The sequence below is a fragment of the Cuspidothrix issatschenkoi CHARLIE-1 genome (assembly GCF_002934005.1).
In the GTDB taxonomy this organism is placed as follows: Bacteria; Cyanobacteriota; Cyanobacteriia; order Cyanobacteriales; family Nostocaceae; genus Cuspidothrix; species Cuspidothrix issatschenkoi.
Genome location: NZ_PGEM01000024.1, coordinates 84,080 through 109,929 on the forward strand (window position 1 = coordinate 84,080; position 25,850 = coordinate 109,929).

Below are 25,850 nucleotides of genomic sequence, written 5' to 3' on the forward strand. Positions count from 1 at the left end.
CAACTGTTTTGAGACTTCATTTGCCAAAACCTTGCACTTGCTTGTTCTTAAAATCCGCGAAACCCCTATCAATAAACGGTTATGGCTTTATTCAGCAAACCCTATCTAAGTATTATCATCAATTGAAGGCATTAAAAAAGACAGATATTTCGTCTGTCCTCATGAAATTGTTATTTGAGTTTTGGTGCTAAAACTTAGTAACGGTCGCGTTAACCACCATATCCACCTCGTCCACCACCACCACGCTCCTCTCTGGGTTTAGCTTTGTTAAGTTTTAAGCTACGTCCCATCCATTCAGCACCGTCAAGTGCAGCAATTGCGGTTTGTTCTTCTGCATCTGATCCCATTTCTACAAAGGCAAAACCCCGAAGGCGGCCAGTTTCCCGGTCAATAGGCAGTTGGACTCTTCTTACAGTTCCATATTCTGAAAAATTCTGCTTGAGGTCTTCTTCTGTAACTTCATAGGACAAGTTACCGACATAAATTGACATTGAATAGCTCCAGAAATTAAAAAATGGTTTTTGACAGTATTAGCATGAGGGATACCTCAAGCATATAATACTGTTAATTCAGGTTTGTTTTTGAATTGGCTTTGAAATCTGTTGTATAAAATAGGACTTACGAAAAACGGAACGAAAGTAGGGGTAATTCATGAATTACCCCTACGCAATAATATGGGTTTTAACCACATCTTGCGTAAGTCCTATAAAAGTAGAAGACAGACCTAAAACTTTTTCAAGAACTTGTGGATGTTAAGAGGTTGTGCGATAAGGGTGAGATTTCATAATTGGCATAGAATCATATTTTGGTTGTTTTAACTCAGCAAATTCACAGATAGAACTAAAATTACAAAACCGGCAATGGTTTCCAGGGTTAGGTGGAAAAATTTGACTGAAGTTGCTATTTTTAGCTTCGTATTCTTGTAAATCTTGTTGATGCTGATGGGCAATATTAGCCAATTCAGATTCTAAGGATTTAGATTCACTATGACTAATAGTAATTAATTCGGATTTTTTGCCCACTTCCAAATTATAAAAAGATGCAACTGCGGGTTTGCCAGGATAAAGATAACGGGCCGCAAGTAAATAAACCAATGCTTGTCTGTGGTCAAAAGCCGATCTACCTGTTTTAAAATCTAAAATATGTAAGGTGCTATCAGACTCAATAAATATACAGTCCATGGCGGCATATAACCGAAAGCAGTAATCTTGTTTTTCAATCACAATCGGTTTAGGAAAACCTTCATCACCTGAAGTTAATTCTAGAATCCGCTTACCTAATAATAAAGGGGCATTTTGATATTTTCTTAAAATTTGTAATACCCGATATTTAACAGTTTCATGAGTCTGACTTAACCCTAATAACCTCGCCACTTTTTCCACACCGTCAACCTGAGTTAACCAATGAAGATGACGATGAAACTCATATACACCTTTTTGGGCAAGAATGCCAATGCGCTGGGGTGTGCTAGCTGTCGCCAATAAAGCTTTGACTTGGGGTTCATGTTGTCGCGCTTTAATAAATCCTCTTCTCATTTGGCAATGCCAGTGTTCTTGCCCCCTGGTGGGGGCAAATAAAGACCAAAGGTGGTAACTAACAAAGGGTCTATCGGGGGTTGACATTGCTCATGTAGAGTGAGAGAAATTACCTTGGGGATACTTGCGGCTTAGTGGCTGTTCCACAGCTTTGCGAGATGCTTCCTAATAGTAAATAGTAATAATAATGCACGGGAGAGAGTGGCAATATGAGTAACCCTAGCAATTCCGGTGAGATTAAGTTTGGGACTGATGGATGGCGCGGAATTATTGCCGATGATTTTACTTTCCCAAATGTGCGGAAAGTTACCAGGGCAATAGCTAGTTATCTGGAAACTGCCTATAGTAAGGACAGACCAGTGTTAATCGCTTATGATACAAGATTTTTAGCTGACGAGTTCGCCCGCACTGCTGCGGCTGTTTTGGCAGATTTGGGTTGGAATGTAAAAATTACGGATCGGGATTGCCCCACTCCAGTAATTGCCTACAATGCCCGTCATCTAAATTCCGCAGGGGCTTTAATGTTTACTGCTAGTCATAATCCTGCACCCTATTGTGGGATTAAATATATCCCTGATTATGCTGGACCTGCGACTCCAGAAATTACTGATACCATTGTGGCTAATATAGAAACGGCATCGGATGAGTTACCTGGTAGTAACCCATCTGGTTCTATTTCTACCTTTGATCCTAAGCCCGATTATTTGCATTTTATCTACACCTTGCTGGATGTGGAAAAAATTAAAAGTGCGAATTTAAAGGTTAAGTATGATGCCCTCTATTCTACCTCGCGTGGTTATTTAGATGAAGTCCTGCAACAATGCGGTTGTCAGTTAGAAAGTTTCCACACCTGGCGGGATGTGCTTTTTGGCGGTGGTATGCCTGAACCCAAAGGGGAGCAGTTGGTTGAGTTGGTGGAAGCTGTGAAAGCTGATCAGGCTGATTTGGGTTTGGCTACCGATGGTGATAGCGATCGCTTTGGTATTGTTGATGAACAAGGTAATGTCCTCACTCCCAATACAGTGCTGTTAGTTCTAGCACGGCATTTGATTAAAAACAAGGGTAAGAGCGGTGCAATTGTTAGGACTGTGGCAACTACGCATTTATTAGATAATTTTGCTGCTAAGTATGGCTTGCAAATTTATGAAACTGCGGTAGGTTTTAAATACATTGGCGAGAAAATGCGGGAAACCGCCGTTTTGATCGGTGGAGAAGAATCCGGTGGTTTGAGTATCATTGGTCATATTCCTGAGAAAGATGGGGTTTTAGCAGATATGCTAGTAGCTGAGGCGATCGCTTATGAAGGTAAGCCTTTGAGTCAGTTAGTACAGGAAGCTATTGCTGAAGCTGATGGTCCTTTGTATAACAATCGTTTAGATTTACACCTGACGGAAGCGCACAAAGTGGCAGTTATCAATTCTTATACCCAAAATCCGCCTTCAGAAGTGGCAGGAATTAAGGTGAAAGAGGTGGGCAGGAAGGATGGTATTAAACTGTATTTAGAAGGGGGTAGCTGGGTGTTGCTCCGTCCTTCTGGTACAGAACCTTTGGTGAGGGTGTACATGGAAACTAACTCACCGGAAAAACTTAGCCAAATTGGTAAATTCATGGAAAGTGAAATTGCTAAGTTAGGTTAGTTTTGTTTTTAATTTGACAATGTAGAGACGTTCCATATAACGTCTCTACATTTATGAAAAATTTATATGTTTAAATTATGATGTTGAAAATATTGGCCAATTTTTTAATATTACTAATTATAGCTGTTTGGGTAGTGGCGATCGCTCTGATTTCTGTGCAAAATGCTACTCCTGTATCTTTAAAGTTTTTAGTTTTTCAATCAATACAAATTCCCTTTGGTTTAATGTTAGCTTTCGCTGTGGCAGTGGGTTTGTTAAGTGTCGCAATTTTGCAGCCTTTATGGGAAAGAGAAGAAGAATTTGAGTCTATGACGGAGGAAGATACAGAGTTTTTTGTTGATGATGAGGATTTTTAGAAGTTTCTCATACAAAGAGGAAAAGAGATTTTTGATTAGAATTAAAGGCTTTAGGTGTGAATCCTGATGAACTAGAGTAATACTAAAAAAACAAAAATAGTCGGTTTTAACCGACTTTTGCCTTTAGACAGGGAATTTATTCCCTGGATATATTTGATGTTTAATTTTGTTACATCCAGTTGTCAAATTTATACAAAACTATTTTATAAGCTGTTGTGGGGGTTTTTATGTCAATTTTTCAAAATTACGCCTTTTTTACCTTATTCCATTAACAAAATTGATAGGTACAAAGTCTTATCTTTATTTCTACCTGACTACCCACTAAATTCTCCTCAAGGTTTTTTCCACTTTTTCAGTACGCCCTAATTACTGTTTGAGTTAAGATTTAAAGAGGATAATTATTGAGAAATCTCTGTGTAGGTTAGGAAAATGGCAGCACAAAAATTAAGCGAAACAGAACTACAGAAAGCCCTTAATACTTTACCCGGATGGCAAATTAAAGAGGGCAAATTATACAAAGAATACAAATTTAGCTCCTTTGCAACTGCTTTAGGATGGATGGTGACAGTGGGTGTTCATGCGGAAACTATGGGACATCACCCAGAATGGTTTAATGTTTACAACACCGTTAGGGTGTATCTTGCGACCCATGACATCGGTAACGCTATCAGTAATTTAGATGTGGAATTGGCCAAGAAAATGGAAGATTTAGCTTAGGTGACGGTTGACGGTTGCCTCATGTACGGGCGAACGGCCGTTCGTCCGTACTACCAATTACCAATTACCTAACTCGTTTCTTGAATTTGTAATCTAATTGTGTGTTCTGTTGTACCGCTTAACTGTAGTTCCATGATTTCACCACCAAGGGGTTCTATGCAGGTGAGGAGCGATCGCAAATGGGGTGTACTTGCACCAGTATCTACATATAATCTATCGGCTAAGTTACTAATTTTTTTCCAAGTCATATACAACTTACCAATAGTCTGTTCAATTTGCGATGCTTGATTTACTAAGTCAGCAGCAATACTTAAACAACCGACCCTTTGGGCTTCTTCTAATGCGGTTTCAATATCCACATCTTCCTCTGTTAAGGCTTGAACTTGGGCGGCAGATTTGAGATATTTGGCTAATTGCCGGGCTTCCGAGGTGGCTTGTTTAACAGTATCAACATCAGGATTGGCGGCTATATCCCTTTGTAATGCCTTTTGGTGTAATTCGGGCAGTTTCTCCATTTCCTTAACCAAAGGGGTAATGTAGCGCGGTGGCAGACTATTATCTGCGGCTTTTTCCCTGACTTCCTCTGGTAATAGGTCTGAGGACATAGCTGTCCATTCGTCACTGAGTTGACGGACTTCTCTGCGGGTGATGCGATCGCCTTTTTCAGCAGCTTCACTGACCATTTGTTGCACTTCCGGTACAGCTTTAGCGGTTTCTACAAACGCCCGCTTACTAAAGTTATTTACAGTATCAGGGTTCAGTTTGCCATCGGATATCAAAGTATCAGCACTATTAGCTAATTGAATCCAACTATAAGCTTGAGTTTTACTAATTTCTCGTTCTTTGAGCCATTTGAGAAAACCTGTACCACGCCCATCTCCACCCTTCTTTTCTCTATCACGGATGGAGCGTAAAATTCGACCTCGCCAAATTTCCGTCTGCAAATCAAAGCGATCGCATACCTGCCAGGCTACATCTAACTGTTGTAAAAAATCGGACTCAGGAATTTGTTCATCTTCTGGATCAGGCAATGCAAAGTCTAAATCTGCTGGCTGTTGGAGTGCAGCAGCAATATCATTCATGGAGTCAGTATCTTGCACGATGGTAGCTGGTTGAGGTGTGCGATTTAGCTTATGTTCACATAATTTGTGCTTTGAAAATTAGTGATATAAAGCAAGTAAGTATTTTACTGCAAAAATTAAATTTTAGGGGACTGGGAAAATGAGAAAATAAAGAAACAAAAAACTCTTTCCTATTCCCTATTCCCTATTCCCTATTCCCTATTCCCCATTCCCCATTCCCCATTCCCCATTCCCCATTCCCTGTTCCCTGTTCCCTGTTCCCTGTTCCCTGTTCCCTGTTCCCTGTTCCCTTCCTTATGAAACAAACTGCCAAAATCCTGGATGGTAAGGCATTAGCTGATAAAATTCAGATAGAACTAACTCAAACCATCGCCAAATTAAAAGATCAAGTAGGGCGATCGCCCGGTTTAGCAGTATTAATGGTGGGAGATAACCCCGCTTCCGCCGCCTATGTCCGCAACAAAGAAAAATCCTGTGCCAAAGTGGGAATTACCTCTTTTGGTAAACACTTTCCCAGCCAAACCAGCCAAACTGAATTAGAAGAAGTAATTGCCCAACTCAACCAAGATCCCAAAGTAGATGGGATTTTAGTCCAGTTACCCTTACCTCCTCATTTAGATGCTGTTAGCCTATTACATAAAATCGCACCAGATAAAGACGCGGATGGACTTCATGCTGTGAACTTGGGGCGACTGGTGCGAGGTGAAACAGGTTTACGCAGTTGTACTCCTGCTGGTGTGATGCGGTTGTTAGCAGAATATAAAATTCCGTTACAGGGGAAAAAAGCCGTAGTTTTAGGACGTAGTATTTTAGTAGGGAAACCCATGGCCTTAATGCTACTAGAAGCTAATGCTACAGTCACCATTGCCCATTCCAAATCCCAGGATCTACCAGATATTACCAAAGATGCCGATATTCTCATTGCTGCCACAGGTATTCCGGGAATGATTAGCGCCGAAATGGTAAAACCGGGCGCAGTTGTGGTAGATGTGGGAATAAACCGTGTTAGCGATAGCAGTGGCAAAAGTCGTTTAGTCGGCGATGTTCAATTTGAAGCGATCGCTAATGTGGCAGAATATATTACCCCCGTTCCTGGTGGTATCGGTCCTATGACGGTCGCCATGTTATTGCAAAATACTGTTTCTAGCTATTTGCAAACCGCAGGCAATTGAGAAATAATTTTTGATGAATATTCATGATTTCTCACCAAACCCGACAATCAATTTTGAATTTTAGATTTATTCCCCGAGTCAACCACCCATCACTTCCCTTCGGGTAAGTGAGGGCTTGTAAAAGCCTAGTTGGACTCAGTTCTTAACCGAACTACATGAATGTGGGGGCTTTAAACCCCTTGAGATGTTAAATTTTGAATCTTCAATCCAAAATTTAAAATCCGAAATCTAAAATCCGGTGAGCGTTTCAGTCCTAAATCTCCGTTAAATCGGTACAGACATCACAAACAACAGCCCCTTATTTTCAACAGTTAAGAGGAATTACAGCATGGTAGCAACGGATAAAAGATTGGAAACCCCAAAAAAATCAGACTTAGCTAGTTTTAACCTCGCTACCTATCTCAAAGAACGACAACAGCTTTGTGAAAAGGCTTTGGATAACTCCATCACCGTCGTTTATCCAGAAAAGATTTATGAAGCAATGCGCTATTCTCTCTTAGCTGGAGGTAAACGTTTGCGCCCTATTCTTTGTTTAGCTGCTGCTGACATGATTGGTGGCACAATGGAAATGGCTATGCCTACAGCTTGTGCTGTGGAAATGATCCATACAATGTCATTAATTCATGATGACCTACCCGCCATGGATAATGATGATTATCGTCGCGGTAAATTGACAAATCATAAAGTCTATGGTGAAGATATCGCTATTTTGGCCGGAGATGGTTTATTAGCCTTAGCATTTGAACACGTAGCAGCAAAAACCCCCGAAAATGTACCCAGGGATAGAGTTTTGCAAGTAATCATTCGTCTAAGTAAAGCCTTGGGCGCGGCTGGTTTAGTAGGTGGTCAAGTGGTAGATTTAGACTCAGAAGGTAAGTCAGATATTTCCTTAGAAACCCTGAATTTTATTCATAATCATAAAACCGCAGCCCTACTAGAAGCTTGCGTAGTTTGTGGGGGAATTATTGCCGGTGCATCCGCCGAAGAAGTCCAAAAATTAACTCGTTATTCTCAAAATATCGGTCTGGCTTTCCAAATCATAGATGATATTCTCGATATCACAGCTACCCACGAACAGTTAGGTAAAACCGCCGGTAAGGATCTCACAGCCCAAAAAGTTACCTATCCTAGTTTATGGGGTATTGAAAAATCCCGCGACAAAGCCCAACAACTCGTTACTGAAGCTTGCGCTGAATTAGAATGCTATGGGGAAAAAGCCGTTCCTCTCCAAGCATTGGCTCACTTTATCACCAGCCGCAATCACTAAGTCTAATTTTTAACTTTGGCTTCTAATTACCTTTTTCCTCCACACAACAGCTTACTTACATTTACTAACCTCACCAAAATACCATGCAGGACATAGGCGAAATTTTTAACAACCGGGTGCTGCTGGTTGCCCTTGTCGCTTGTTTTGTGGCTCAAGGATTAAAGCTTATCGTTGAGCTAATTAAACATCGCAAATTCAACGTCCGTGTTTTAGTGACTACTGGAGGTATGCCCAGCGCCCATTCGGCCTTAGTAACAGCCCTAGCAGACGGTGTAGGTCAAACTTTAGGTTGGGCATCCCCAGAATTTGCTCTAGCTACAGTTTTTGCTATCATCGTTATGTATGATGCCGCTGGAGTGCGTCAAGCTGCCGGCAAGCAAGCAAAAATCCTCAATCAAATGATTGATGAATTATTCCATGAAAAACCCGACTTTTTCCAAGACCGCCTTAAGGAACTATTGGGACATACACCAGTGCAAGTCATTGCTGGTTCTGTTTTAGGTGTGACTATTTCTTGGTTAGCGCGGGCTGCATATTAGTCATTGGTAATTGGTGAACCAACAACCAACAACCAACAACCAACAACCAACAACTATCAACCAACAACCAACAACCAACAACCAACAACCAACAACCAACAACCAACAACCAATAACCAACAACCAACAACCAACAACTATCAACGAACTATTGAACGCAATAAAACTACTTTCCGACTATCTGCCAAGGTAGCAACAAAACCACTTTCGCTGAGTTTTTGTAATGTGTTATATGCTTCTTTTTGGTTGGTAGTATAAACTGCCAACAGGTAAGGGCGTTGACCATAGGAGACAAAACCCACATCACCCCCAACTGCCTGTTGCAAGCTAGTAAACATTTCTGGACGATTAAAATAATCTACCAGAATTGCATAACCTTCTCCTAATATTTTCGGGTTATAGGTAATTTGGCTCTTTGGTACTTTTTGGGCTGGTGTTGTTTGTGCTTCTTGTGGTACTGAACGAGTGGTGATAATGGCAGACAAACCAACTATATTCTGAATATATCTAGCCCAACGATTGGCATCATCAGTTTTTTTAAAACCACCAATTCGCGTGACTGTTTGATTGTTATATTTACAAACAACTGTTTTTATTTCTGTTGGTAAGGCACTACGCAATTGCTTTTGATTGTCTACAGAAGGGCTAATTACTAATAATAGATATTCTTTTATTGCTGGTGGTTGACAATTAGCAATTTTTTGTTGAGCAACTGCTGGATAAATACTGCTAATTAAGGGAGAGATGGCTAGCAATAAAGCACTGGGCAAAATTTTTAATATTTGCATAAATTGTTGAATGGGTAATGGGTAATTGTTGACAGTTAACAGTTAACAATTAACAGTTAACAGTCAACGGTGATATATTAAGAAACTGTGCTAAGGGATGCCAAAGGGTTAGGTATGGTGTCTGAAGGGGCGGAAAATTCTCCAGTAATTACATATTCTAAGCGCAGTTTGAGCCAGATAATAAATTGGGAATTGGTGGAAATAATGGCTGCCGCAGGTTGGGGACATTTCTTTTTAATATCAGCCATTGCTGGTATTTCCAGAAAGGCTGGTTGTTTGATTAACCAAAAATCAATTTCTTTTTCTTGTTCATGATAATTACGAGTGCGTTCTTTGAGAACTTCCTCTATAGGTTCTTCTTCCATGAGGAAGTGTTGACTGGCCAAAATGTAATGGTATTTTTGCATTTTCTTCATTTGCTGACTTATTCATAATTTTAGGGTACAGTGTTGATTCTTTACCCTGGTTAAGAAGCAAGGGGCAAGAGGTAATGTGAGAAAAATTTGCTTTAGATAAAAGCTATTTTACTTTGGTGAACTACCCACACTGACCTGACGGTACAGTGTCGGCTTCCTGTCCAGCAGAAAGCACAGTAGTAGATTTCTTTCGTCCTCAGTCACCATTTCCCCGCATTGCCTCTTTCATTTCGCGGACTGCTCTTTCTATACCTACTAAAGCTGCCCTACTGATGATCGTATGACCGATGTTTAGTTCTTCCATGCCTGGAAGTGCGGCAATGGGGTAAACGTTCCAGTATGTGAGTCCATGACCGGCATTTACTCTTAATCCAGCTTTAATGGCTTGTTCACAACCTTGGGCTAATAAAGTTAGTTCTTTGTGACGAGTTGTTTCGTCTTTGGCTTCTGCATATTGCCCTGTATGCAATTCGATAAATTTGGCTTTTATCTTGACAGATGCCTCAATTTGTGGTGGTTCGGCATCAATAAAGAGACTGACGGGAATGCCGACATTTTGCAATTTATCAACTATCTTACCTATTCTAGCAATTTGTCCGACAATATCTAAACCTCCTTCTGTAGTTACTTCTTCTCGTTTTTCAGGAACTAAGGTAACATAATCAGGTTTGATATCGAGAGCGATCGCTAACATTTCATCAGTAGCTGCCATTTCTAGGTTTAAATGGGTTCTGACAGTTTGGCGCAATAGTCGCACATCTCGATCTTGGATATGTCTTCTATCCTCCCGTAAATGGGCGGTGATACCATCTGCACCGGCTAGTTCTGCGAGTACCGCCGCCGCTATGGGATCTGGTTCTACTGTCCGCCGGGCTTGGCGAATGGTAGCGATATGGTCAATATTAACACCGAGTGTAGGCACGCCTGGTTTCTCCTGTTTAACAATTCTCAGATGTTGATTTTAGCGAAAATTAAAACGACATAATCTCAGTATTTAGTATTTAGTCACTAGTAGTCGAATATAAATTTACCTTTTGGCAATAAAAATATAGATCACAAAAAAATCCAAATAAAAAAAGTGCTTTCAGTAAATTCCCTCCTGAGGAAGTTTCTGAGTTTGTCTAAAAATCAAGTATTATTTTAATGTTAGACTTAGACTTAGACTAATACAACATACATCAAATATCAACTAAGTTGATATTTAATAGTTGAGAACGAATAGCTAATCAAAGGCGGGTAGAGCAAATGTAATTGAAATAGGAGTTTTCATCTTCTCAAAGTTTTGAGATAATTCTTTTTGCTAATTTATTAACAATTGTAATCTGTGAGATAGACATAAATGATTTATATCTTTGCCCAAGCAGAAGCAACACCAACAGCCAATCCTATACCAATAGCACCATTCATTATGCCAACTGGGGGACAATTTGCTGGATTTTTGTCTACTTTGGCGGTGTGCGCGATAATTTCTATTGTGGTTTATGTTGCACTTTTTGTGATATTGCGATCGCTGGTTCGCAAATGGGAACAGGATACTGTAATCCTAATTCTTGGGGTTTCCCAGACTCCTGCAATTATCGTTTTGATCCTCACCAGCCTAAAAATATCTCTTTTCCATTTAAGCAACTCAGGAGAAATAATTGCCTGGATTCAACAAACTATCACGGCTTTTTTAATAGGTATTTGTACTTATTGGTTTACTCAGTTATTTACTGATGCCGCAGTTAGCTATTTGAAAAACTATGCGAGAAGAACAGAGGCTGTTTGGGATGATGTTTTAATACCATTACTACAAAATTTTATCCCCGTGATTACCTATATAATAGGGACTTCCTTATTTTTTAGTTCACTGGGTGTAGATTTATCGGGTATAGGATTAGCTCTAGGTAGTATCACTGTTGTCTTAGGGTTAGCCGTTAAAGACATTTTGAGCAACTTTTTCAGTGGCTTAGTACTATTAGTTGATACACCATTCAAATTTGGAGATGTGATAGCTACTTCGGATGGATCACTAGCAATTATCAAACAAATTGGGATTCGGGTAACAAAGTTGTATCTGATTGAACAGCATTGTGAAGTTTATATGCCTAATGCGACTTTAGGTAATCAAAACATCACTAACCTGAGCCGTCCCACAACGCACTATGCTTATACAATTAATGTATCAGTAAGAATAGATGCTGATGCCAGTGTGGCCACAAATATCTTACGAGAAATCGTCGTTGGACATCCAGATACCTTAGCGAATTTTGATGAGAAACTTAAATCATTAGATAGTTTCTATGGCTTAAAAGAAGCTACAGAAAATAATCTTTCTAAAAAAGATGCTGGACGTAAGCGGATAGAACTAGAAAAAGAAGTTAATTTACAATTGAAGAAAATTCATGATGAATTTGAAACATTAGTTGAAGAGATTAAAATTCTAGAAAGAGGTGGTTTAGATATACAAGAATTAAAAAGTATTCAGAAAATCTATTTAGAGATTCTCAACCTAGTGGGAATGGTAATTATTACAGAACGTAAGGGTAAACGACAACGTTCATGGCTAGAAGAAAATGAATCTAGGGATAAATCAACTCTAATTGGTTTGGTAAGATTTTGGTATGAAACCTGGTTACAAGATCCAGATTTAGTGCCAGAAGATCAAAATATATTGCCTGATGAATGGGAACAAAAGATTGAACTTTTGAAAATTAAATTAAATAAATTGTTCCAAACTATTTCTAACCCAGGGATAGAGGAAATGAGATTAGATGACTATGCAACAAGAGTACTAGATTGGTTAGAAACTAACTTTAAAGAGTCCTCTAATGCTTGGAAAGAACCACAAATTGAAATTACGGATATTCAAGGTTCTGCTTTACAATTCTCTGCCAGATTCTATATTGATAATATTCAATTAGAACATTGGAGACGTGGAGAAAGAGTCAAAAACGAAGTCCGCAGAGAGATGATTCGACGGTTGAGATTAGCTCACATCTACACAGGTTAAAAAGAAGGTTAGACCAATTTTCTATGAAGATGCACATAATCAGACTCCCCTGTAGTCCACCCTTGCTAAGGAGGGACAGCGAGGCCGGGGGGTGAATTATATGCAACTTTACAAAAAAATGGTATTGGTGGTAGTGCAAGAATTCAGGTGAGGCAAAAAGATCCCCGACTTCTATGAGCAATTTATCATTTATGGACATAATCAATAAAAGAAGTCGGGGATCTGGGCATGAACAAGTGCTATAGCTGAATACTTACGTGGTAGTTTATATGGAAGACGGCCATTTGGTCAGAGAAAAAAGTGATTTTTTACACAGGATATGTGATTAAAATTCCTGTCTATAAAACTTAGATACCAAACTATTACCTATCCCCTGCGATGCACTAAGCTGGCGATGCCCTGAGCGAGTCGAAGGGTCGAAGTGTCCCCTATTCTATTAATTGCCAGCTTGTTGGATCAAAATATCCAATTCCTGCTGCATTTTGCTTCTGACTAACTCATAGCATTCATTAACATAGGTGCGATCGCTGGCGGCGGCTTTTCCATACCTTGTAAACACAATTGGAGGGCAAACCCTAGTATAGATAGGCATAGGCAAGGGAATATTAGGTAATGGTCCAATGGCTAATCCCCAAGGTAAGCCCAGATAAATGGGAAACACCAGAGGATCAACCCCAAACAACCAAGGCATCCCTAATTTATGGAGTTGCTGCATAATTTTATAGATATCAGCCAGGACAATTAGGGTATCATGGGAACCCCAGGAAATCGCTGGTACAATTGGCACATTTTCCCGTAGTGCCAACTTAATAAACCCCTTTCGGTCAGCAAAGTAAATTTTATCTCGCATGGCATGGGGTCGAAACACATCCTCAGCACCACCAGGATAAACTAAGACACTAGCACCAGCCCGTAAAGCTGCATAAGCCGTTTTAGGATGCGCTCTGACTGCGCCGGCTTTCATGGCCATTTCTGCAGCTTCAGGAAATACCTCCCAGACTTTAGGGTGCATTAAACCATAAATTTCTCGTTTAGCACCAAAGCGGCGGAACCAATCATACAACATCATTGAAGTATCAGGGGATGCCAGTCCCCCATTATGAGAACCGACAATGAGGATTTTTTCATCTGGAACATTTTCCCAACCACTGGTTTGGACTCGAAAATAACAGTTATATAATAAGCCCAATACAGGCATCATAGACTCGATGAATTTTGGATCGCGTTGATCTAAAGACCAACCGGTGTTAGTTTTTGGAGGACGTTTTAGTTTGAACATTAGGAAATTTTATCAGGATTTATACGGATGAAACAATCTTTTGTTTTGTCGTTTTATCCAGCCTAACGTAATCTTTCTCTTATTGTTCCTACTGTGCATTGGCAAATACCCGTAGGAACTGAATCCGATTTTAAGCGTCTGATCATACTAGGCTATTTAAAATTGATATATGATTGACGATTCCTTGGACGTTCGGGGATTTCAAACAATATTCTTATAAATTGCATTATTAAGAGTTGGGGGGAGACAAATAAAATGAAAACTTTAAAGCTGTTTACACTTATTCCCGTAGGATTCACCATCAGTTTATTACTGACTCAAGCTAGTTTTGGCAAACCCGCCATTATTAAGCTAAACAATCCCCTTCAGACAGATCCAATCACTTTAACTGGTACATCTGGGGGAGAGGTGAAAACGGATTGTGGGTATATTTCCACCACGCCTAGTCAAGTAATTGATGTCACAAAATCATTACCTTATCTACAATTAACAGCAGAGAGTGAAGGCAAACCAACGCTCTTAGTTGACGGACCAGGAGGACGTTTCTGTGTACTGAGTAATGATAGTTCTGAGCGTAAACCCAAGCTGTCTGGTTACTGGACTGTGGGACAATACTCAGTATATGTAGGTGAATTATCGAAAGGAAAACATAACTATACCCTTTCCATTTCCCAACAGCAAAAATAGCTATTTCCCCATTGTGAGGTTGTAATCAGCCTAGTTCGGTTTTTGTGTAGCAGTCTAACGGATCGTATTTTTGCCAACAAATTGGACTCCTAACATGATATTGGTATTACAGCGACTCAATTTCTATGATCAATTCACAAATGTTATGGGTTGTCCAAAGCTATTCATCGCAGAGATAGCAGCCTACTACATTCATAATGTGAATAAGTAGAGATTTAGCATCGCTTTCAAAGCTTCTATTAAGCATCAAAATCTTTAAGGGGAAATATGTTTAGAAGACTAATTGGGGTTGTTGTTGCTACTATTTTACTGACATTTCAAATGCTTGTCGGTAGTGCAACAGCCGTGGAGCTGAGTGCAGATACCCGCACAGTACCATTAAATGACAAAGGTGATACCGTTGTACTCAGTTTACAACAAATTAAAACAGGCAAACGGTTATTTAGTTTCGCTTGCGCTCAATGTCATGCTGGTGGAGTAACTAAAACTAACCAAAACGTGGGACTTGAACCAGAAGCTTTAGCAGGAGCTACTCCCAAACGGGATAATATCGAAGGTTTAGTGGACTATTTGAAAAATCCCACTACCTATGATGGTGAAGTGGAAATTTCTGAAATCCACCCCAGCATCAAGAGTTCGGACATTTTCCCACAAATGCGAAATCTGACAGATGAGGATTTAACTGCGATCGCTGGACATATTCTCGTACAACCCAAAGTTGTTGGCACTAGATGGGGTGGTGGTAAAATTTACTACTAAATTTACCAAAATAAGTTCTCATAACTAATAACTATAGTAAGGGCAAGATAATTTTGCCCTTATTTTTATATCAGTTATATCATGTCTGGTTGAACACTTATCATATCTGTTGAGGCTGGTAATGAAGTACCTGGTGAAAATTAATTGCACATTTGGGAAAACAATAGACATCTCTGTATCTCAAGTCTGTCAACTTTCCTGAATATGAAATTTATTTTGCACGACTACTTAATACCTGATTTCAAACTTATTATCACTCCTGACTCGGTGACTCCTGAATTCTGAGATTTTAATCATCCATAAAAGCGTTACCCTAGATGGTAAAGTTCAAAGATGATTATGACACCAGAAGAAATAGCAGCTACATTAACAGAGTTATTTAGTCCTGAAGTTGTCGAACCCCTAGCACCTGGTTCTTGGCAAATAGACAATTCTGATTTTCGTTTATTGGTGCTGCTATCAGAAGATTATACTTGGTTGCGGGTATTGTTGCCAATAATGCCTTTGCAAGAAGCAGCACCATTTCTCACCCAGTTTCTAGAGGCTAACTTTGATGATACTCAAGAAACACGCTATGCTCTATATGATGGAGTCGTTTGGGGCGTATTTCAGCATAACAGTGGTAGTTTAACTAATGCAGATTTCACTAATGCGATCGCTCGTTTAATATCATTGCATCAAGTTGGTGTCAATGATGTATTCAATAATTTAGTAGAAAAACGCATCCGGGAAATTATTCAAGCATCAAAACAAAATGGACAATCTCTAGAAACCACCATGCAAAATCTTGACCGCTTTTATGCAGAAGGTTTATTAGGTGATATTAATATTAACCAAAACGCCCAGGGAAGAGAACAAATTTTAGCAGCTTGGCGACAACAATTAGTCCGTCTTTGGGGTGAAATGTAGTTGACATGACAGGGAACTAGGGGAGATATTTATTCATGACAAATAATTATATCATTGAACTCATTAAAGCAGACTCGAAGGAATCCGGGGTATGACACTCGCAGAAATTCAAATTCAAATCAAAAACCAAGTCGCTAAAATCGAAGAGCAACAAAAAGTATTATTAGATTCTCAACAAGAATTATCTTTGCTTTTAGAGAAGAAAAAAATTATGGAACAAGCAGCTTATGAAAAAATCAAAGAAGCAGCCCAGTTATTAAGAGAAGTACAAGCTGATTTAGAATTGACAAATGAAGATATTCTAGATATCACTAAATCGAAAATGATGAAACCTGAAGAAGATGATGATAATGGGATTGATATATTAGAAGAATATAACCAGGATAGTTTAGTTTTAGGGTCTATCAAAATTGATCTAGGAAAATCAGGTTTTAGTATCACAGACGATCAACAAGAATTAGTTAATGCCCTCAATGAAAAACTAGAAGATTTTGAATTTGCTTTATCCCGTTTACCTGTAGAAGAAAGAAATTATGCCAGGGTAAAGCTACAAAACATCATAGGTAATTTCATCAATCATTGATAAATTTTCATCTAAGAATTCCAGGATAGAGAAAACTTGATATAGCAGGGAATAGAGAGGATAAAATAAAAATGTTCTTCATCCTATATCCTATGTCTTTTATTCTTCATTCTGAACTCCTGATAGCCTTGACTTAGTGTGCCGAAGGCGTAGCGTTACCCATACTCCTTAATTCTTGCATGTTCACTTCTCACTTCTACCCCTATTAACTTATGGATATTGTTGAAACTCTCAAAGCCGATTATGCCAGATTTCCTGGAGATCAAACTTACAGCATTTATGCCAACGATGTTTATTTTCAAGACGCTGTTTTCAAGTTTCGCGGAATTGAACTTTATAAATGGATGATTAAATTCATTCAAACATTTTTTTTCAATCTTAAATTGGATTTACACCACATCCAACGCCAGGAAGAACTTATTAAAACCGAATGGACGATGAGTTGGAATTCCCCACTGCCTTGGAAACCCCATATTTCCGTTTCTGGTTGGAGTGAACTACGTTTGAGTGCGGAGGGTTTAATCGTTTCCCATATTGATTATTGGTACTGCTCCCGTTTAGATGTAATTAAGCAACATTTCATTTCTGTGAAAAACCAATCATAATGTAAATAAATGTAAACAAAATTCAGGCAGTAAGGAATCATTGATGCGAGTAATTTTAATGACAGGGAAAGGTGGCGTAGGTAAAACCTCCGTTGCGGCAGCCACTGGACTTCGTTGTGCAGAACTTGGCTATCGGACATTAGTTTTAAGTACAGACCCTGCCCACTCCCTTGCAGATAGCTTTGACATCGAATTAGGCCATGACCCCCGCCTTGTGCGCCCGAATTTATGGGGTGCAGAACTAGATGCACTGCAAGAATTAGAAGGTAACTGGGGGGCTGTGAAACGTTACATCACCCAAGTGTTACAAGCTAGAGGTTTAGACGGGATACAGGCCGAAGAATTAGCGATTTTACCAGGCATGGATGAAATTTTCGGCTTGGTGAGAATGAAACGCCACTATGATGAGGGTGAATTTGAGGTTTTAATTATTGACTCTGCCCCCACGGGCACAGCATTACGACTGTTAAGTTTGCCAGAAGTTGGCGGCTGGTATATGCGCCGTTTTTACAAACCCTTTCAAAATATTTCCGTTGCCCTCAGACCACTGGTAGAACCTATTTTTAAACCCATTGCGGGCTTTTCTTTACCAGATAAAGAGGTAATGGACGCACCCTATGAGTTTTATGAACAAATTGAAGCCTTAGAAAAAGTTTTAACTGATAATACTCAAACATCAGTCCGTCTAGTTACCAATCCTGAAAAAATGGTAATTAAAGAATCTCTCCGCGCTCATGCTTATCTGAGTTTGTATAACGTAGCGACAGATTTAATTGTTGCTAACCGGATTATTCCTCAAGAAGTGACAGATCCATTTTTCCAACGTTGGAAGGAAAATCAAGAACAATACCGCCAGGAAATTCATGATAATTTCCTCCCTTTACCGGTTAAGGAAGTACCTCTGTATTCTGAAGAACTGTGTGGTTTAGCAGCTTTAGAAAGACTGAAAGAAACCCTCTACAAAGATGAAGATCCAACTCAGGTTTATTATAAAGAAACCACAATTAGAGTTGTTCAAGATAAAAACCAATATAGTTTGGAACTTTATTTACCGAATATTCCCAAAAGCCAAGTTCAACTCAGTAAAAGTGGAGATGAATTAAACATCACTATTGGTAATCATCGTCGTAATTTAGTATTACCCCAAGCCTTAGCAGCACTACAACCAGCAGGAGCAAAAATGGAAGATGATTATCTAAAAATTCGCTTTGCTTAAAGTTTGAATTGTCTCTAAACTTGCCGATCCCCAACTTTGTTTAGAAGTTGGGGATCTTGATTATCCTCATCATGTATATCTGAGTATTTATACTGAAGATATCCATAGTCAAAGGAAGGAAGAAGGAAGAAAATTCCTCCTTCTTACTCCTGACTCCCTGTACGGGAGAACGGCGTTCGCCCCTAGGAATTTTATCCGGGGGTTTTTACTTGACGTGCCATATCTAAAAAGGCATTCATATTTACACCCGGACGACGACGAGGACTATTACCAAAAATAAGATACTTGGTAGCAAAATTGGTTTCAGTTGGTAGCGATAATTGAGGTTTAACAGGTTCAGATTTAGTCGTTTTTGCCACCACTGGCGCCGGTTTTGATACTTCTACTGGTGCTGCGGCTGGTTTTGGTGCTGGTGCTGTTGGTGCTATAGGTGTAGAAATTGTATTAGCTTCTTCCTTGAGTTCTAAGTAATAGCCGCTTCCTTTTTTACTAAACAAGCCAGTAATAAAACTCAGAATACCCCCAATCAGATTTTTGATAAAGCCCATGAAAAATGCTCCTGTTTGAATAATTTGGAATCTTACCGAAATTGTTAAAAATCACGGTGTAATATTACATTTGATTGTGCTACTAGCTGTCAGTTTTTAGAGTACCATTTGCTAACTAAGACCCTGAAGACTATACTAATCAGTATTTTCCGGTCTTTTAGATCAAGCCTGGTAACTGGTAAATAACGCAAATTAATTATTAAATCTTATTATAACTATAAGATTCTGAGAATTTACTTAATAAATCTTAATATTAATTATTGCTCACTTCCCAAACTGTCATTTTTTGTCTTTTACTAGGTAAAATACTGAGTTAAATTGTTGACAATTATAAAGAATTAAGATGATGACAACAAAACAGCAAAATCCCGTTTTATTAGTGCATGGAATTAATGATACTGGGGCGGTTTTCGATAAAATGGCATTGTATCTTAGACAGTGCGGTTTGTCTGTGTATACTGTGAATTTACGACCTAATAATGGTTCTGAGGTTTTAGATAAATTAGCCCAGCAGGTAGCTAATTATATAGCTGCTACCTTTGCACCCGAACAACCATTAGATATAGTTGGTTTTAGCATGGGAGGAATTGTTAGTCGTTATTATATTCAGCGCTTGGGGGGAATAGATAAAGTACAGCAATTTATTACCATTTCTTCACCCCATAAAGGAACTGTCATTGCCTATGGTACTTGGCATAGTGGTGCTGTGCAAATGCGTCCTAATAGTGATTTTCTCAATGATTTAAACTCTGATGTGCAGATGTTAAACAAATTGAATTTTACATCTATTTGGACACCCTATGATTTAATGATTATCCCCGCAGAAAGTTCACAACTTGGTATAGGCCAAGAAATCACTGTACCAGTATTATTACATCCTTTAATGTTAACGGATTCTAGAACTTTAACAATTGTAGGAAATATATTAAACCTCTGCCATGACTCTAGGTAATGTAAAATTTCAAACGTTTATCTAACAAGGGTTTTGACAATTTATTAATATTTCTCAATATTCGCCATATTTTGTTAGTAATAAAATGTTCAAACCTTTATCAAATCTGGATTTCAAAATTAGGAAATTATTTGTGTGATTCCCAGTTTAATGGAAGAGAGTTAATGAATTTTCCTTTACCAAAAAATACAATTTTTTTGTGATTCTGAAAGATGTTGACTCAATACAAGTAAATCCTTATATGGTAAAGTAGATGTACCATGTAATGCTTGTTTATGTCGTCTAGTAGTGTAATCAAAAAATAGCGTAAATCTATCTGAAGTTATAGGTGGTTTACCGCGATGAAAAATACTAGCAGTATCAGCAATTATTACTGTACCAGCCATTCCTGTACATGATTGATAAATTGCTGAAGATATAATTCCTTGCATAATTTTATCTGGAATGTAACCAGATGTATATTTTAAAGTGTCAGCTATTGTTGATGTCAAAGATTTAGAAATATATTGAAATGGTCCATGTTCTTCTGTAATATCATTTAAGTAAATGATAATCTTTAAAATTTTCCGATCTTCTTGATCTATGTGCCATAACCTTGAACCTGCTTCCAATTGATTAGCAATATCTCGACGAAAATAGACACCTTGATAAGCTACTAGTAGACCAAGAAAATTTTCAATGATATTTAGTAATCGTTGTTCAAGTCCCCAAAAAAAAATTTTTGGATGCTCCATTATTTGTTGTGGAGTAGCATGAATAACAATTTGATCTGAGTGATAAAATGTATTTTGTGCTATTTTTGGCATTAAGCTTTGGGCAGATTCAAGCATTTCCATAGTAGATGTAATTCTCAATTTTTCCAATGTAGTAATGACAACTCCTTCTTTTTTGAGAATCTCGATCAAATCAATGTCCTCTGGAGAAAGAGTAGGAAGATTTTTCAGATGTTTGTCTATAGCTTTTTGATAAAAGTAATCAACTTGATATTTTGTAAATGGGTGTTGATCAATTGTTCTTAATATTTTTTTGCGAATTTTTAGCAAAATTTTATCCACAAATTATTATCCTTATATTATTGGCAATTAATTTCACAATTATGAATATCTATTAATATAATTAAGATTAAGATATCTATTTTAATAGTGAAAAAAATCATCCTGATGATACTTGTTATATAGAGTTTTGCTTTTATTACTAAAAATGTACATAAGAAATCGAGTAAAAATACTCAATTTACAATCTTTTTAGTATTAATATGTCTAATTCATTTTTTGATATCTAACCCACCTTCTGCACCCTAAACTGTCACACAACGAAAAATGGTCTTTTGGGGATTTGAGATGGGCAAACTGCTTGCAACAGCACTTCGCTATCGCCACCTAAGATTTAGACTATTTTGTATTAAAATTATCCTCAAAGGTATTCAGAAACCCGATAGCGGAGCGTGGCGTTAGCCATAATTACCGATTGTGACACCAGGGGGTGCGGAAGGTGGTATCTAAGTCATATCACCAATTGCAGTATATTCAGCATTACCAAAAATTGCATCTGGATAGCGATAATACTTAAATTCGATTAAGTTATAAAAAGGATCTTCTAAAAAGAAAGTCCGATGTTCTAGAATAGATTCATTAAATCGGTATTTAGGTTCTTCTCGAAATTTCAAATCTTTGTTTTTTGCCCTTGTTAATAATTCTTGCCAAGTATCTTCAACAGTAAATATTAGTCCAAAGTGTCGGGGATAAATTGCCTTTTGAGGTGTTAAGATATTCTTAGTGATGTGGGCTACTAATTGATGTCCATAGAGGTTGAGAATCAAAGCATGGGCGCTTTCTCGTCCGGGTGTACAACCTAAACCATCAATATAAAAGGCTTTGGTTTGGGGGATATTAGAGACAGGGAAGGCAAGATGAAATATGGTTTGGTTCATATGAATTTACTATGTTAAGTAAGTTGGCGTGAAAAAACCAAAATATGTAAAGATAAGTAAATACGGAGAAAACATCTATCAAGGTGATTACCTGTTACCAACCTTAACAATAAGCTCCCCGACTTCTCAAAGAAGTCGGAGATCTGAAACTCTCAAGGATGAATCGGAAATTAACACTCAAATGATGATTAGGGAGAATTTTGGAAAATAGCCTGATTTTGAAACCAATCTTTACCCACTTGGATAGTAATATCTGAACTAATATTGCCAGTGCTTTCTACTCTCACTTCCCCAAAACCCAAGAGACTGCGTATAGATTCGGCGCTATCTCCATCACCTTGTTGTGCCACAATATGACTTACATCTAGGGGTTGTCCCCAGGATTTAGAGATCATAATATTTGTATATCCACCTTTTTCCAGTGTTTTAATTAGTGGGCGTAATTGAGAGCGATTGATGCCTGTACTATCTTGAATAGCGATGCGTAACTGACTAGGTTGAGTAGCTGATGTATCTTCTAAATGTGTTGTTTCTAAACCAAAGTGCTGGGACATTAATTTATTAATACCTCGTTTTTGAGGTATCCAATAACTCGCATCGAATTCGCCTTTTTCGCTGAATCGTCCAGGTAACATCAACATTTGCATATTTGAGCGATTGGTACGCGAACCAAAACCGACCAATGCAACTAATTCTTCAACGGATAAGTTGGTATCAATATTTTCTTTTACAACATTGAGAATCTCTGGTACTCGCGTCAGAGTTGTCGGGTTAAGAGTCTGTTCAATTAAAGCACGCAATACCATTTGCTGGCGCTGAATCCGACCAATATCCCCTAGTTCATCATGGCGATAACGTAATAATTGCAGTGTTTGTTCACCACTGAGATGTTGTTGTCCCGCTTTTAAATTAATATATAGATGCTGTGAATCATCCTGATATTTCATATCTTTGGGAACATAGACATTTACACCACCCAAAGCTTCAATTAACTTACTTACTCCTAAAACATTAATGCGAACATAGCGATCAATGGCAACTCCGCCTAAAAGATTGCTGACGGTTTTTGCAGTTAAAGCCGGGCCACCATCCACATTTGCAGCGTTAATTTTTTTCACTCCATGCCCTTCAATTTCTGTGCGGGTATCTCTGGGAACAGAAAGCATGACTATTTTTTGTGTCTCTGGATCAAATTTGACCAACAGCATGACATCAGAAAGACCGTCAAAGGAGTTGATTTGGGGTAAATAACCCAGACTTTTAGTATCAGTTGGGGGGTTTTCTAAATCTGGAGGCAGGACACTCATACCCATTAACAGGATATTGACAGGGCGAGTGAGTTGGGAAAATTGTAACCCATTGCCAGAGATGCGATCAGTATCAAATACGGCTGCTTCCTGATCACTAAGTTGAGCTTGTTGTAAAGGTGTACTTTCCCAAGAAACTGCCAATAACGCTCCTGCCAATCCTGATACTATGGCAATCCCACCCATACCCACCGCAAACCATAGCCACCGCCTGGATTTGGATGAACGCGAATTTTTACGATTATATTGAGATTGTGCGGCTTTTTGTTGTGCGGCTGATGTTTTTTGACTAGTCACAGACTTCCTCTCACCTACGATTTTAAATAAATTAAATGTGCTGACCCAATACATCTAAAACAAATCAGACTATAATAACTAACTCCTCATCAAGTTTGCTATAGAAAACGGCTAAATATCATAATCTTCAATTACATTTACTTGGGAGGAGGTTGGGGAGTGGTGCAGTGGTTCGGCTTTCGATAAGCTCAGTACAAGTCGCTCAACAACCGGGGGCAGGGGAGAAAATTATCTTCCTCTTTCCTCCTGAACTCTTGAACTTCTGAACTTCTGCCTTCTGCCTTCTGCCTTCTGCCTTCTGCCTTCTGCCTCTTGCCCGATCAATACTTCCGCCATAGGCGCTCTGCCAAATTGCTAAATCCTGGTAAACGGGAAGATTTACCTTGCAGCACCCGCAAAATTAACCAAACACTGACTGAAAAATAACCTGAAGTTAGGAAAGTATTGAGGATTAAAAGACGCAATGTCCAAAAATCAGAAGTTGCTCCAGTTGCTAATAATAGATAACCTAACATCCAGATAAAAGCTAGAGTAATAGATAAACGGCTAATAGACATTTGTTCCGGGCTACCTTGACGGACATAAAGATTCCAAAGAGAGGGAAAAAAGCCGATAATGGGAATTAGGTAGAGAATTAGTTGGGTTTTTGAGGTATCTGTATGTTTTAGGGGTGGTTTATCCATATTCGTTGATGTGATCATAAACTAGAGATGGTAAATAAAATTCATTAAGTTAGAGATAATAACAGGAGGGGTGAACGGACGTTTGCCCGTAAAGGAGTAAAACTGGCTTGGTGTATAGGTTTCAATTTAGATTCTGTCTCTCTTGGATCGGCAATCTGCTGTATTATCAATTGCGTATGAACTGCCTAAATTAGAATCATACTCTGTTAGAGAAAAAATCACCTTAGTTCTATAGTGTAATTACTTAAAAATGCAGACACGTCAGCTACTTGATTGGTGGCAAACACTGACACCCCTAACGAGATTTTTAGCGATCGCACTCCTCGCTCCTCTGTTAGTTCTCAATGGTTGGGCTATTGCCGCAATTTTCGATTATTTTCATTCTCTCATAGTTATTTTAGTCGGAGCTTCCGTACTAGCATTTTTACTCAATTATCCCGTAAGTTGGATGGAAGCTCACGGAGCTAAACGGGAACAGGTGGCTATTTTAGTCTTCTTGTTAGCTTTATCTATTCTCCTTGCTCTCGGTGTCACCCTGTTTCCCCTGGCTTTAACTCAAGCTCAACAACTAGTAGCACGTTTACCGGAATTAATTGACTCTGGCCGTTCTCAGTTGATGTTCCTGAATGAAAAAGCCGAAAACGCAGGTTTACCAATTAATCTCGATGCCTTAGCAGCACAAATTAACGATCGCGTAAAAGGACAACTACAGGCCATAGCAGGACAAGCACTAAATCTAGCTGTTGTGACTTTAACCAGTTTGCTAGATTTTCTCTTGACAATGGTATTAACCTTTTACCTTTTACAGCATGGCGGCGAACTGTGGCAAAGTTTAGTAGAATGGCTGCCTTCTAAATTTCGCGCCCCTTTTTCCAAAACAGTCCGCCTCAGCTTTCAAAACTTTTTTATCACCCAATTAATTTTATCAACCTGTATGGCTTCTGCCCTCATTCCTGCCTTTTTGTGGTTGAAAGTGCCTTTTGGTTTATTATTTGGGTTAACAATCGGAGTTATGGCTCTCATCCCCTTTGGTGGTTCTGTGGGTATCGCCCTGACAACTTCTTTAGTCTCGCTGCAAGATGTTTCTATGGGGGTGAGAGTATTAATAGCCGCCGTTATTGTGCAGCAAATTCTCGAAAATCTGATTGCACCCCGGATTTTAGGTAGTTTTACTGGCTTAAACCCAGTTTGGATTTTAATTTCTGTTTTAACTGGAGCGAGAATTGGCGGACTATTAGGGGTAATCGTGGCTGTCCCCTGTGCTGTTGTGATTAAAAGTGTTATTACGGCCATTCGTTCTCCAGTTTTACATCTGGATACAGAAGAATCTTCCCCAGGGGATATGGCTGCACCTATAACACCAGAAGCATCTCCGAAAATAGAAGCGAATAATTCTCTGAGTATTTCTTAAAAAAATCAGTAATGTAACAGTAATACCAGAACAATTCAACGCAGATAAACACAGATAAACATGGACAATCAAAATTCAAAACATGATACTTTTAAACAACATCTCGGATATCCTGATTCAGACAAGACCTCAGACAGATGAAAAGGTATAGACTTAGCATCTAGAATATCGAAGCCCGATTGA

27 protein-coding genes are annotated in these 25,850 nt (G+C 38.8%); 15 read left to right on the plus strand and 12 right to left on the minus strand.

What is annotated here, in order from left to right; genetic code table 11:
* Nucleotides 1-209 precede the first annotated feature (209 nt).
* Entirely contained in the window at nucleotides 210-491 is a 282-nt protein-coding gene (gene rbp / locus CUN59_RS03500) for an RNA-binding regulator (protein ID WP_104386522.1), read from the minus strand.
* 261 nt (nucleotides 492-752) lie between these two features.
* Entirely contained in the window at nucleotides 753-1,622 is an 870-nt protein-coding gene (locus CUN59_RS03505; protein WP_104386523.1) for a PD-(D/E)XK nuclease family protein, read from the minus strand.
* Nucleotides 1,623-1,744: 122 nt separating this feature from the next.
* On the opposite strand from CUN59_RS03505, the gene CUN59_RS03510 reads away from it, so the two are divergent.
* The 3 genes from CUN59_RS03510 to CUN59_RS03520 all read left to right on the plus strand — a co-directional run bounded on the left by CUN59_RS03510 (nucleotide 1,745) and on the right by CUN59_RS03520 (nucleotide 4,245).
* Nucleotides 1,745-3,172, plus strand: a complete 1,428-nt coding sequence (locus CUN59_RS03510) for a phosphoglucomutase/phosphomannomutase family protein (RefSeq protein WP_104386524.1) — start codon at nucleotides 1,745-1,747, stop codon at nucleotides 3,170-3,172.
* A gap of 77 nt (nucleotides 3,173-3,249) precedes the next feature.
* Nucleotides 3,250-3,528 carry a DUF1049 domain-containing protein gene (locus CUN59_RS03515; RefSeq protein WP_207765357.1) on the plus strand — a complete coding sequence of 93 codons (279 nt, stop codon included), beginning with the start codon at nucleotides 3,250-3,252 and terminating at the stop codon, nucleotides 3,526-3,528.
* A gap of 429 nt (nucleotides 3,529-3,957) precedes the next feature.
* Complete coding sequence (locus CUN59_RS03520; RefSeq protein WP_104386525.1) at nucleotides 3,958-4,245, plus strand: 4a-hydroxytetrahydrobiopterin dehydratase; 288 nt, start codon at nucleotides 3,958-3,960, stop codon at nucleotides 4,243-4,245.
* A 68-nt stretch (nucleotides 4,246-4,313) separates the two neighbouring features.
* On the opposite strand, the gene CUN59_RS03525 is transcribed toward CUN59_RS03520, so the two are convergent.
* On the minus strand, nucleotides 4,314-5,345 hold the full coding sequence (locus CUN59_RS03525) for a hypothetical protein (protein ID WP_104386526.1): 1,032 nt from the start codon (nucleotides 5,343-5,345) through the stop codon (nucleotides 4,314-4,316).
* A gap of 278 nt (nucleotides 5,346-5,623) precedes the next feature.
* Here CUN59_RS03525 and folD point away from each other — a divergent pair, with 278 nt between their 5' ends.
* The 3 genes from folD to CUN59_RS03540 all read left to right on the plus strand — a co-directional run bounded on the left by folD (nucleotide 5,624) and on the right by CUN59_RS03540 (nucleotide 8,305).
* Entirely contained in the window at nucleotides 5,624-6,499 is an 876-nt protein-coding gene (folD, locus tag CUN59_RS03530) for a bifunctional methylenetetrahydrofolate dehydrogenase/methenyltetrahydrofolate cyclohydrolase FolD (RefSeq protein WP_104386527.1), read from the plus strand.
* A 328-nt stretch (nucleotides 6,500-6,827) separates the two neighbouring features.
* Nucleotides 6,828-7,766: a geranylgeranyl diphosphate synthase CrtE gene (gene crtE / locus CUN59_RS03535; RefSeq protein WP_104386528.1), complete on the plus strand. Its 939-nt coding sequence runs from the start codon at nucleotides 6,828-6,830 to the stop codon at nucleotides 7,764-7,766.
* A gap of 83 nt (nucleotides 7,767-7,849) precedes the next feature.
* Nucleotides 7,850-8,305, plus strand: a complete 456-nt coding sequence (locus tag CUN59_RS03540; RefSeq protein WP_104386529.1) for a divergent PAP2 family protein — start codon at nucleotides 7,850-7,852, stop codon at nucleotides 8,303-8,305.
* Between the two features lie 140 nt (nucleotides 8,306-8,445).
* Here the strand turns inward: CUN59_RS03540 and CUN59_RS03545 are convergent, their stop codons facing one another.
* The 3 genes from CUN59_RS03545 to CUN59_RS03555 form a co-directional block, all read right to left on the minus strand.
* Nucleotides 8,446-9,093 (minus strand): hypothetical protein, encoded by a 648-nt coding sequence (locus tag CUN59_RS03545; RefSeq protein ID WP_104386530.1) that lies wholly within the window; start codon nucleotides 9,091-9,093, stop codon nucleotides 8,446-8,448.
* Between the two features lie 77 nt (nucleotides 9,094-9,170).
* Nucleotides 9,171-9,500, minus strand: a complete 330-nt coding sequence (locus CUN59_RS03550; RefSeq protein ID WP_104386531.1) for an MgPME-cyclase complex family protein — start codon at nucleotides 9,498-9,500, stop codon at nucleotides 9,171-9,173.
* Nucleotides 9,501-9,705: 205 nt separating this feature from the next.
* Entirely contained in the window at nucleotides 9,706-10,431 is a 726-nt protein-coding gene (locus tag CUN59_RS03555) for a pyridoxine 5'-phosphate synthase (protein WP_104386532.1), read from the minus strand.
* A gap of 417 nt (nucleotides 10,432-10,848) precedes the next feature.
* Between CUN59_RS03555 and CUN59_RS03560 the strand changes: the two genes are divergently transcribed.
* Entirely contained in the window at nucleotides 10,849-12,501 is a 1,653-nt protein-coding gene (locus CUN59_RS03560; RefSeq protein WP_243406859.1) for a mechanosensitive ion channel family protein, read from the plus strand.
* A gap of 436 nt (nucleotides 12,502-12,937) precedes the next feature.
* Here the strand turns inward: CUN59_RS03560 and CUN59_RS03565 are convergent, their stop codons facing one another.
* Entirely contained in the window at nucleotides 12,938-13,780 is an 843-nt protein-coding gene (locus CUN59_RS03565; RefSeq protein WP_104386533.1) for a lysophospholipid acyltransferase family protein, read from the minus strand.
* A gap of 255 nt (nucleotides 13,781-14,035) precedes the next feature.
* Between CUN59_RS03565 and CUN59_RS03570 the strand changes: the two genes are divergently transcribed.
* The 6 genes from CUN59_RS03570 (at nucleotide 14,036) to CUN59_RS03595 (ending at nucleotide 18,539) form a co-directional block, all read left to right on the plus strand.
* Nucleotides 14,036-14,467 carry a hypothetical protein gene (locus CUN59_RS03570; protein ID WP_104386534.1) on the plus strand — a complete coding sequence of 144 codons (432 nt, stop codon included), beginning with the start codon at nucleotides 14,036-14,038 and terminating at the stop codon, nucleotides 14,465-14,467.
* A gap of 267 nt (nucleotides 14,468-14,734) precedes the next feature.
* Nucleotides 14,735-15,226 carry a photosystem II cytochrome c-550 gene (gene psbV / locus CUN59_RS03575; RefSeq protein WP_104386535.1) on the plus strand — a complete coding sequence of 164 codons (492 nt, stop codon included), beginning with the start codon at nucleotides 14,735-14,737 and terminating at the stop codon, nucleotides 15,224-15,226.
* Nucleotides 15,227-15,565: 339 nt separating this feature from the next.
* Nucleotides 15,566-16,135 (plus strand): hypothetical protein, encoded by a 570-nt coding sequence (locus CUN59_RS03580; RefSeq protein ID WP_104386536.1) that lies wholly within the window; start codon nucleotides 15,566-15,568, stop codon nucleotides 16,133-16,135.
* Between the two features lie 91 nt (nucleotides 16,136-16,226).
* Nucleotides 16,227-16,718 (plus strand): hypothetical protein, encoded by a 492-nt coding sequence (locus CUN59_RS03585; RefSeq protein WP_104386537.1) that lies wholly within the window; start codon nucleotides 16,227-16,229, stop codon nucleotides 16,716-16,718.
* A gap of 212 nt (nucleotides 16,719-16,930) precedes the next feature.
* Complete coding sequence (locus tag CUN59_RS03590) at nucleotides 16,931-17,323, plus strand: C6orf136 family protein (protein ID WP_104386538.1); 393 nt, start codon at nucleotides 16,931-16,933, stop codon at nucleotides 17,321-17,323.
* Nucleotides 17,324-17,366: 43 nt separating this feature from the next.
* Nucleotides 17,367-18,539, plus strand: coding sequence for a TRC40/GET3/ArsA family transport-energizing ATPase (locus CUN59_RS03595; RefSeq protein ID WP_104386539.1), 1,173 nt, complete (start codon nucleotides 17,367-17,369; stop codon nucleotides 18,537-18,539).
* 191 nt (nucleotides 18,540-18,730) lie between these two features.
* Here CUN59_RS03595 and CUN59_RS03600 read toward each other — a convergent pair whose 3' ends face one another.
* The gene (locus CUN59_RS03600) at nucleotides 18,731-19,087 is read right to left on the minus strand and encodes a hypothetical protein (RefSeq protein ID WP_104386540.1); all 357 of its coding nucleotides are present in this window, start codon (nucleotides 19,085-19,087) and stop codon (nucleotides 18,731-18,733) included.
* A gap of 346 nt (nucleotides 19,088-19,433) precedes the next feature.
* Here CUN59_RS03600 and CUN59_RS03605 point away from each other — a divergent pair, with 346 nt between their 5' ends.
* Nucleotides 19,434-20,039: a lipase family alpha/beta hydrolase gene (locus CUN59_RS03605; protein ID WP_104386541.1), complete on the plus strand. Its 606-nt coding sequence runs from the start codon at nucleotides 19,434-19,436 to the stop codon at nucleotides 20,037-20,039.
* Between the two features lie 176 nt (nucleotides 20,040-20,215).
* Here CUN59_RS03605 and CUN59_RS03610 read toward each other — a convergent pair whose 3' ends face one another.
* The 4 genes from CUN59_RS03610 to CUN59_RS03625 all read right to left on the minus strand — a co-directional run bounded on the left by CUN59_RS03610 (nucleotide 20,216) and on the right by CUN59_RS03625 (nucleotide 24,256).
* Nucleotides 20,216-21,094 carry a phytanoyl-CoA dioxygenase family protein gene (locus CUN59_RS03610; protein ID WP_104386542.1) on the minus strand — a complete coding sequence of 293 codons (879 nt, stop codon included), beginning with the start codon at nucleotides 21,092-21,094 and terminating at the stop codon, nucleotides 20,216-20,218.
* A 443-nt stretch (nucleotides 21,095-21,537) separates the two neighbouring features.
* On the minus strand, nucleotides 21,538-21,969 hold the full coding sequence (locus tag CUN59_RS03615; protein WP_104386543.1) for a VOC family protein: 432 nt from the start codon (nucleotides 21,967-21,969) through the stop codon (nucleotides 21,538-21,540).
* Nucleotides 21,970-22,157: 188 nt separating this feature from the next.
* Entirely contained in the window at nucleotides 22,158-23,573 is a 1,416-nt protein-coding gene (locus tag CUN59_RS03620; RefSeq protein WP_104386560.1) for an LCP family protein, read from the minus strand.
* Nucleotides 23,574-23,893: 320 nt separating this feature from the next.
* A complete protein-coding gene (locus tag CUN59_RS03625; protein WP_207765358.1) occupies nucleotides 23,894-24,256 on the minus strand; it encodes a hypothetical protein in 363 nt (120 codons plus the stop codon).
* Nucleotides 24,257-24,506: 250 nt separating this feature from the next.
* Between CUN59_RS03625 and CUN59_RS03630 the strand changes: the two genes are divergently transcribed.
* Nucleotides 24,507-25,667 carry an AI-2E family transporter gene (locus CUN59_RS03630; protein WP_104386545.1) on the plus strand — a complete coding sequence of 387 codons (1,161 nt, stop codon included), beginning with the start codon at nucleotides 24,507-24,509 and terminating at the stop codon, nucleotides 25,665-25,667.
* The last annotated feature ends 183 nt before the right edge of the window (nucleotides 25,668-25,850 follow it).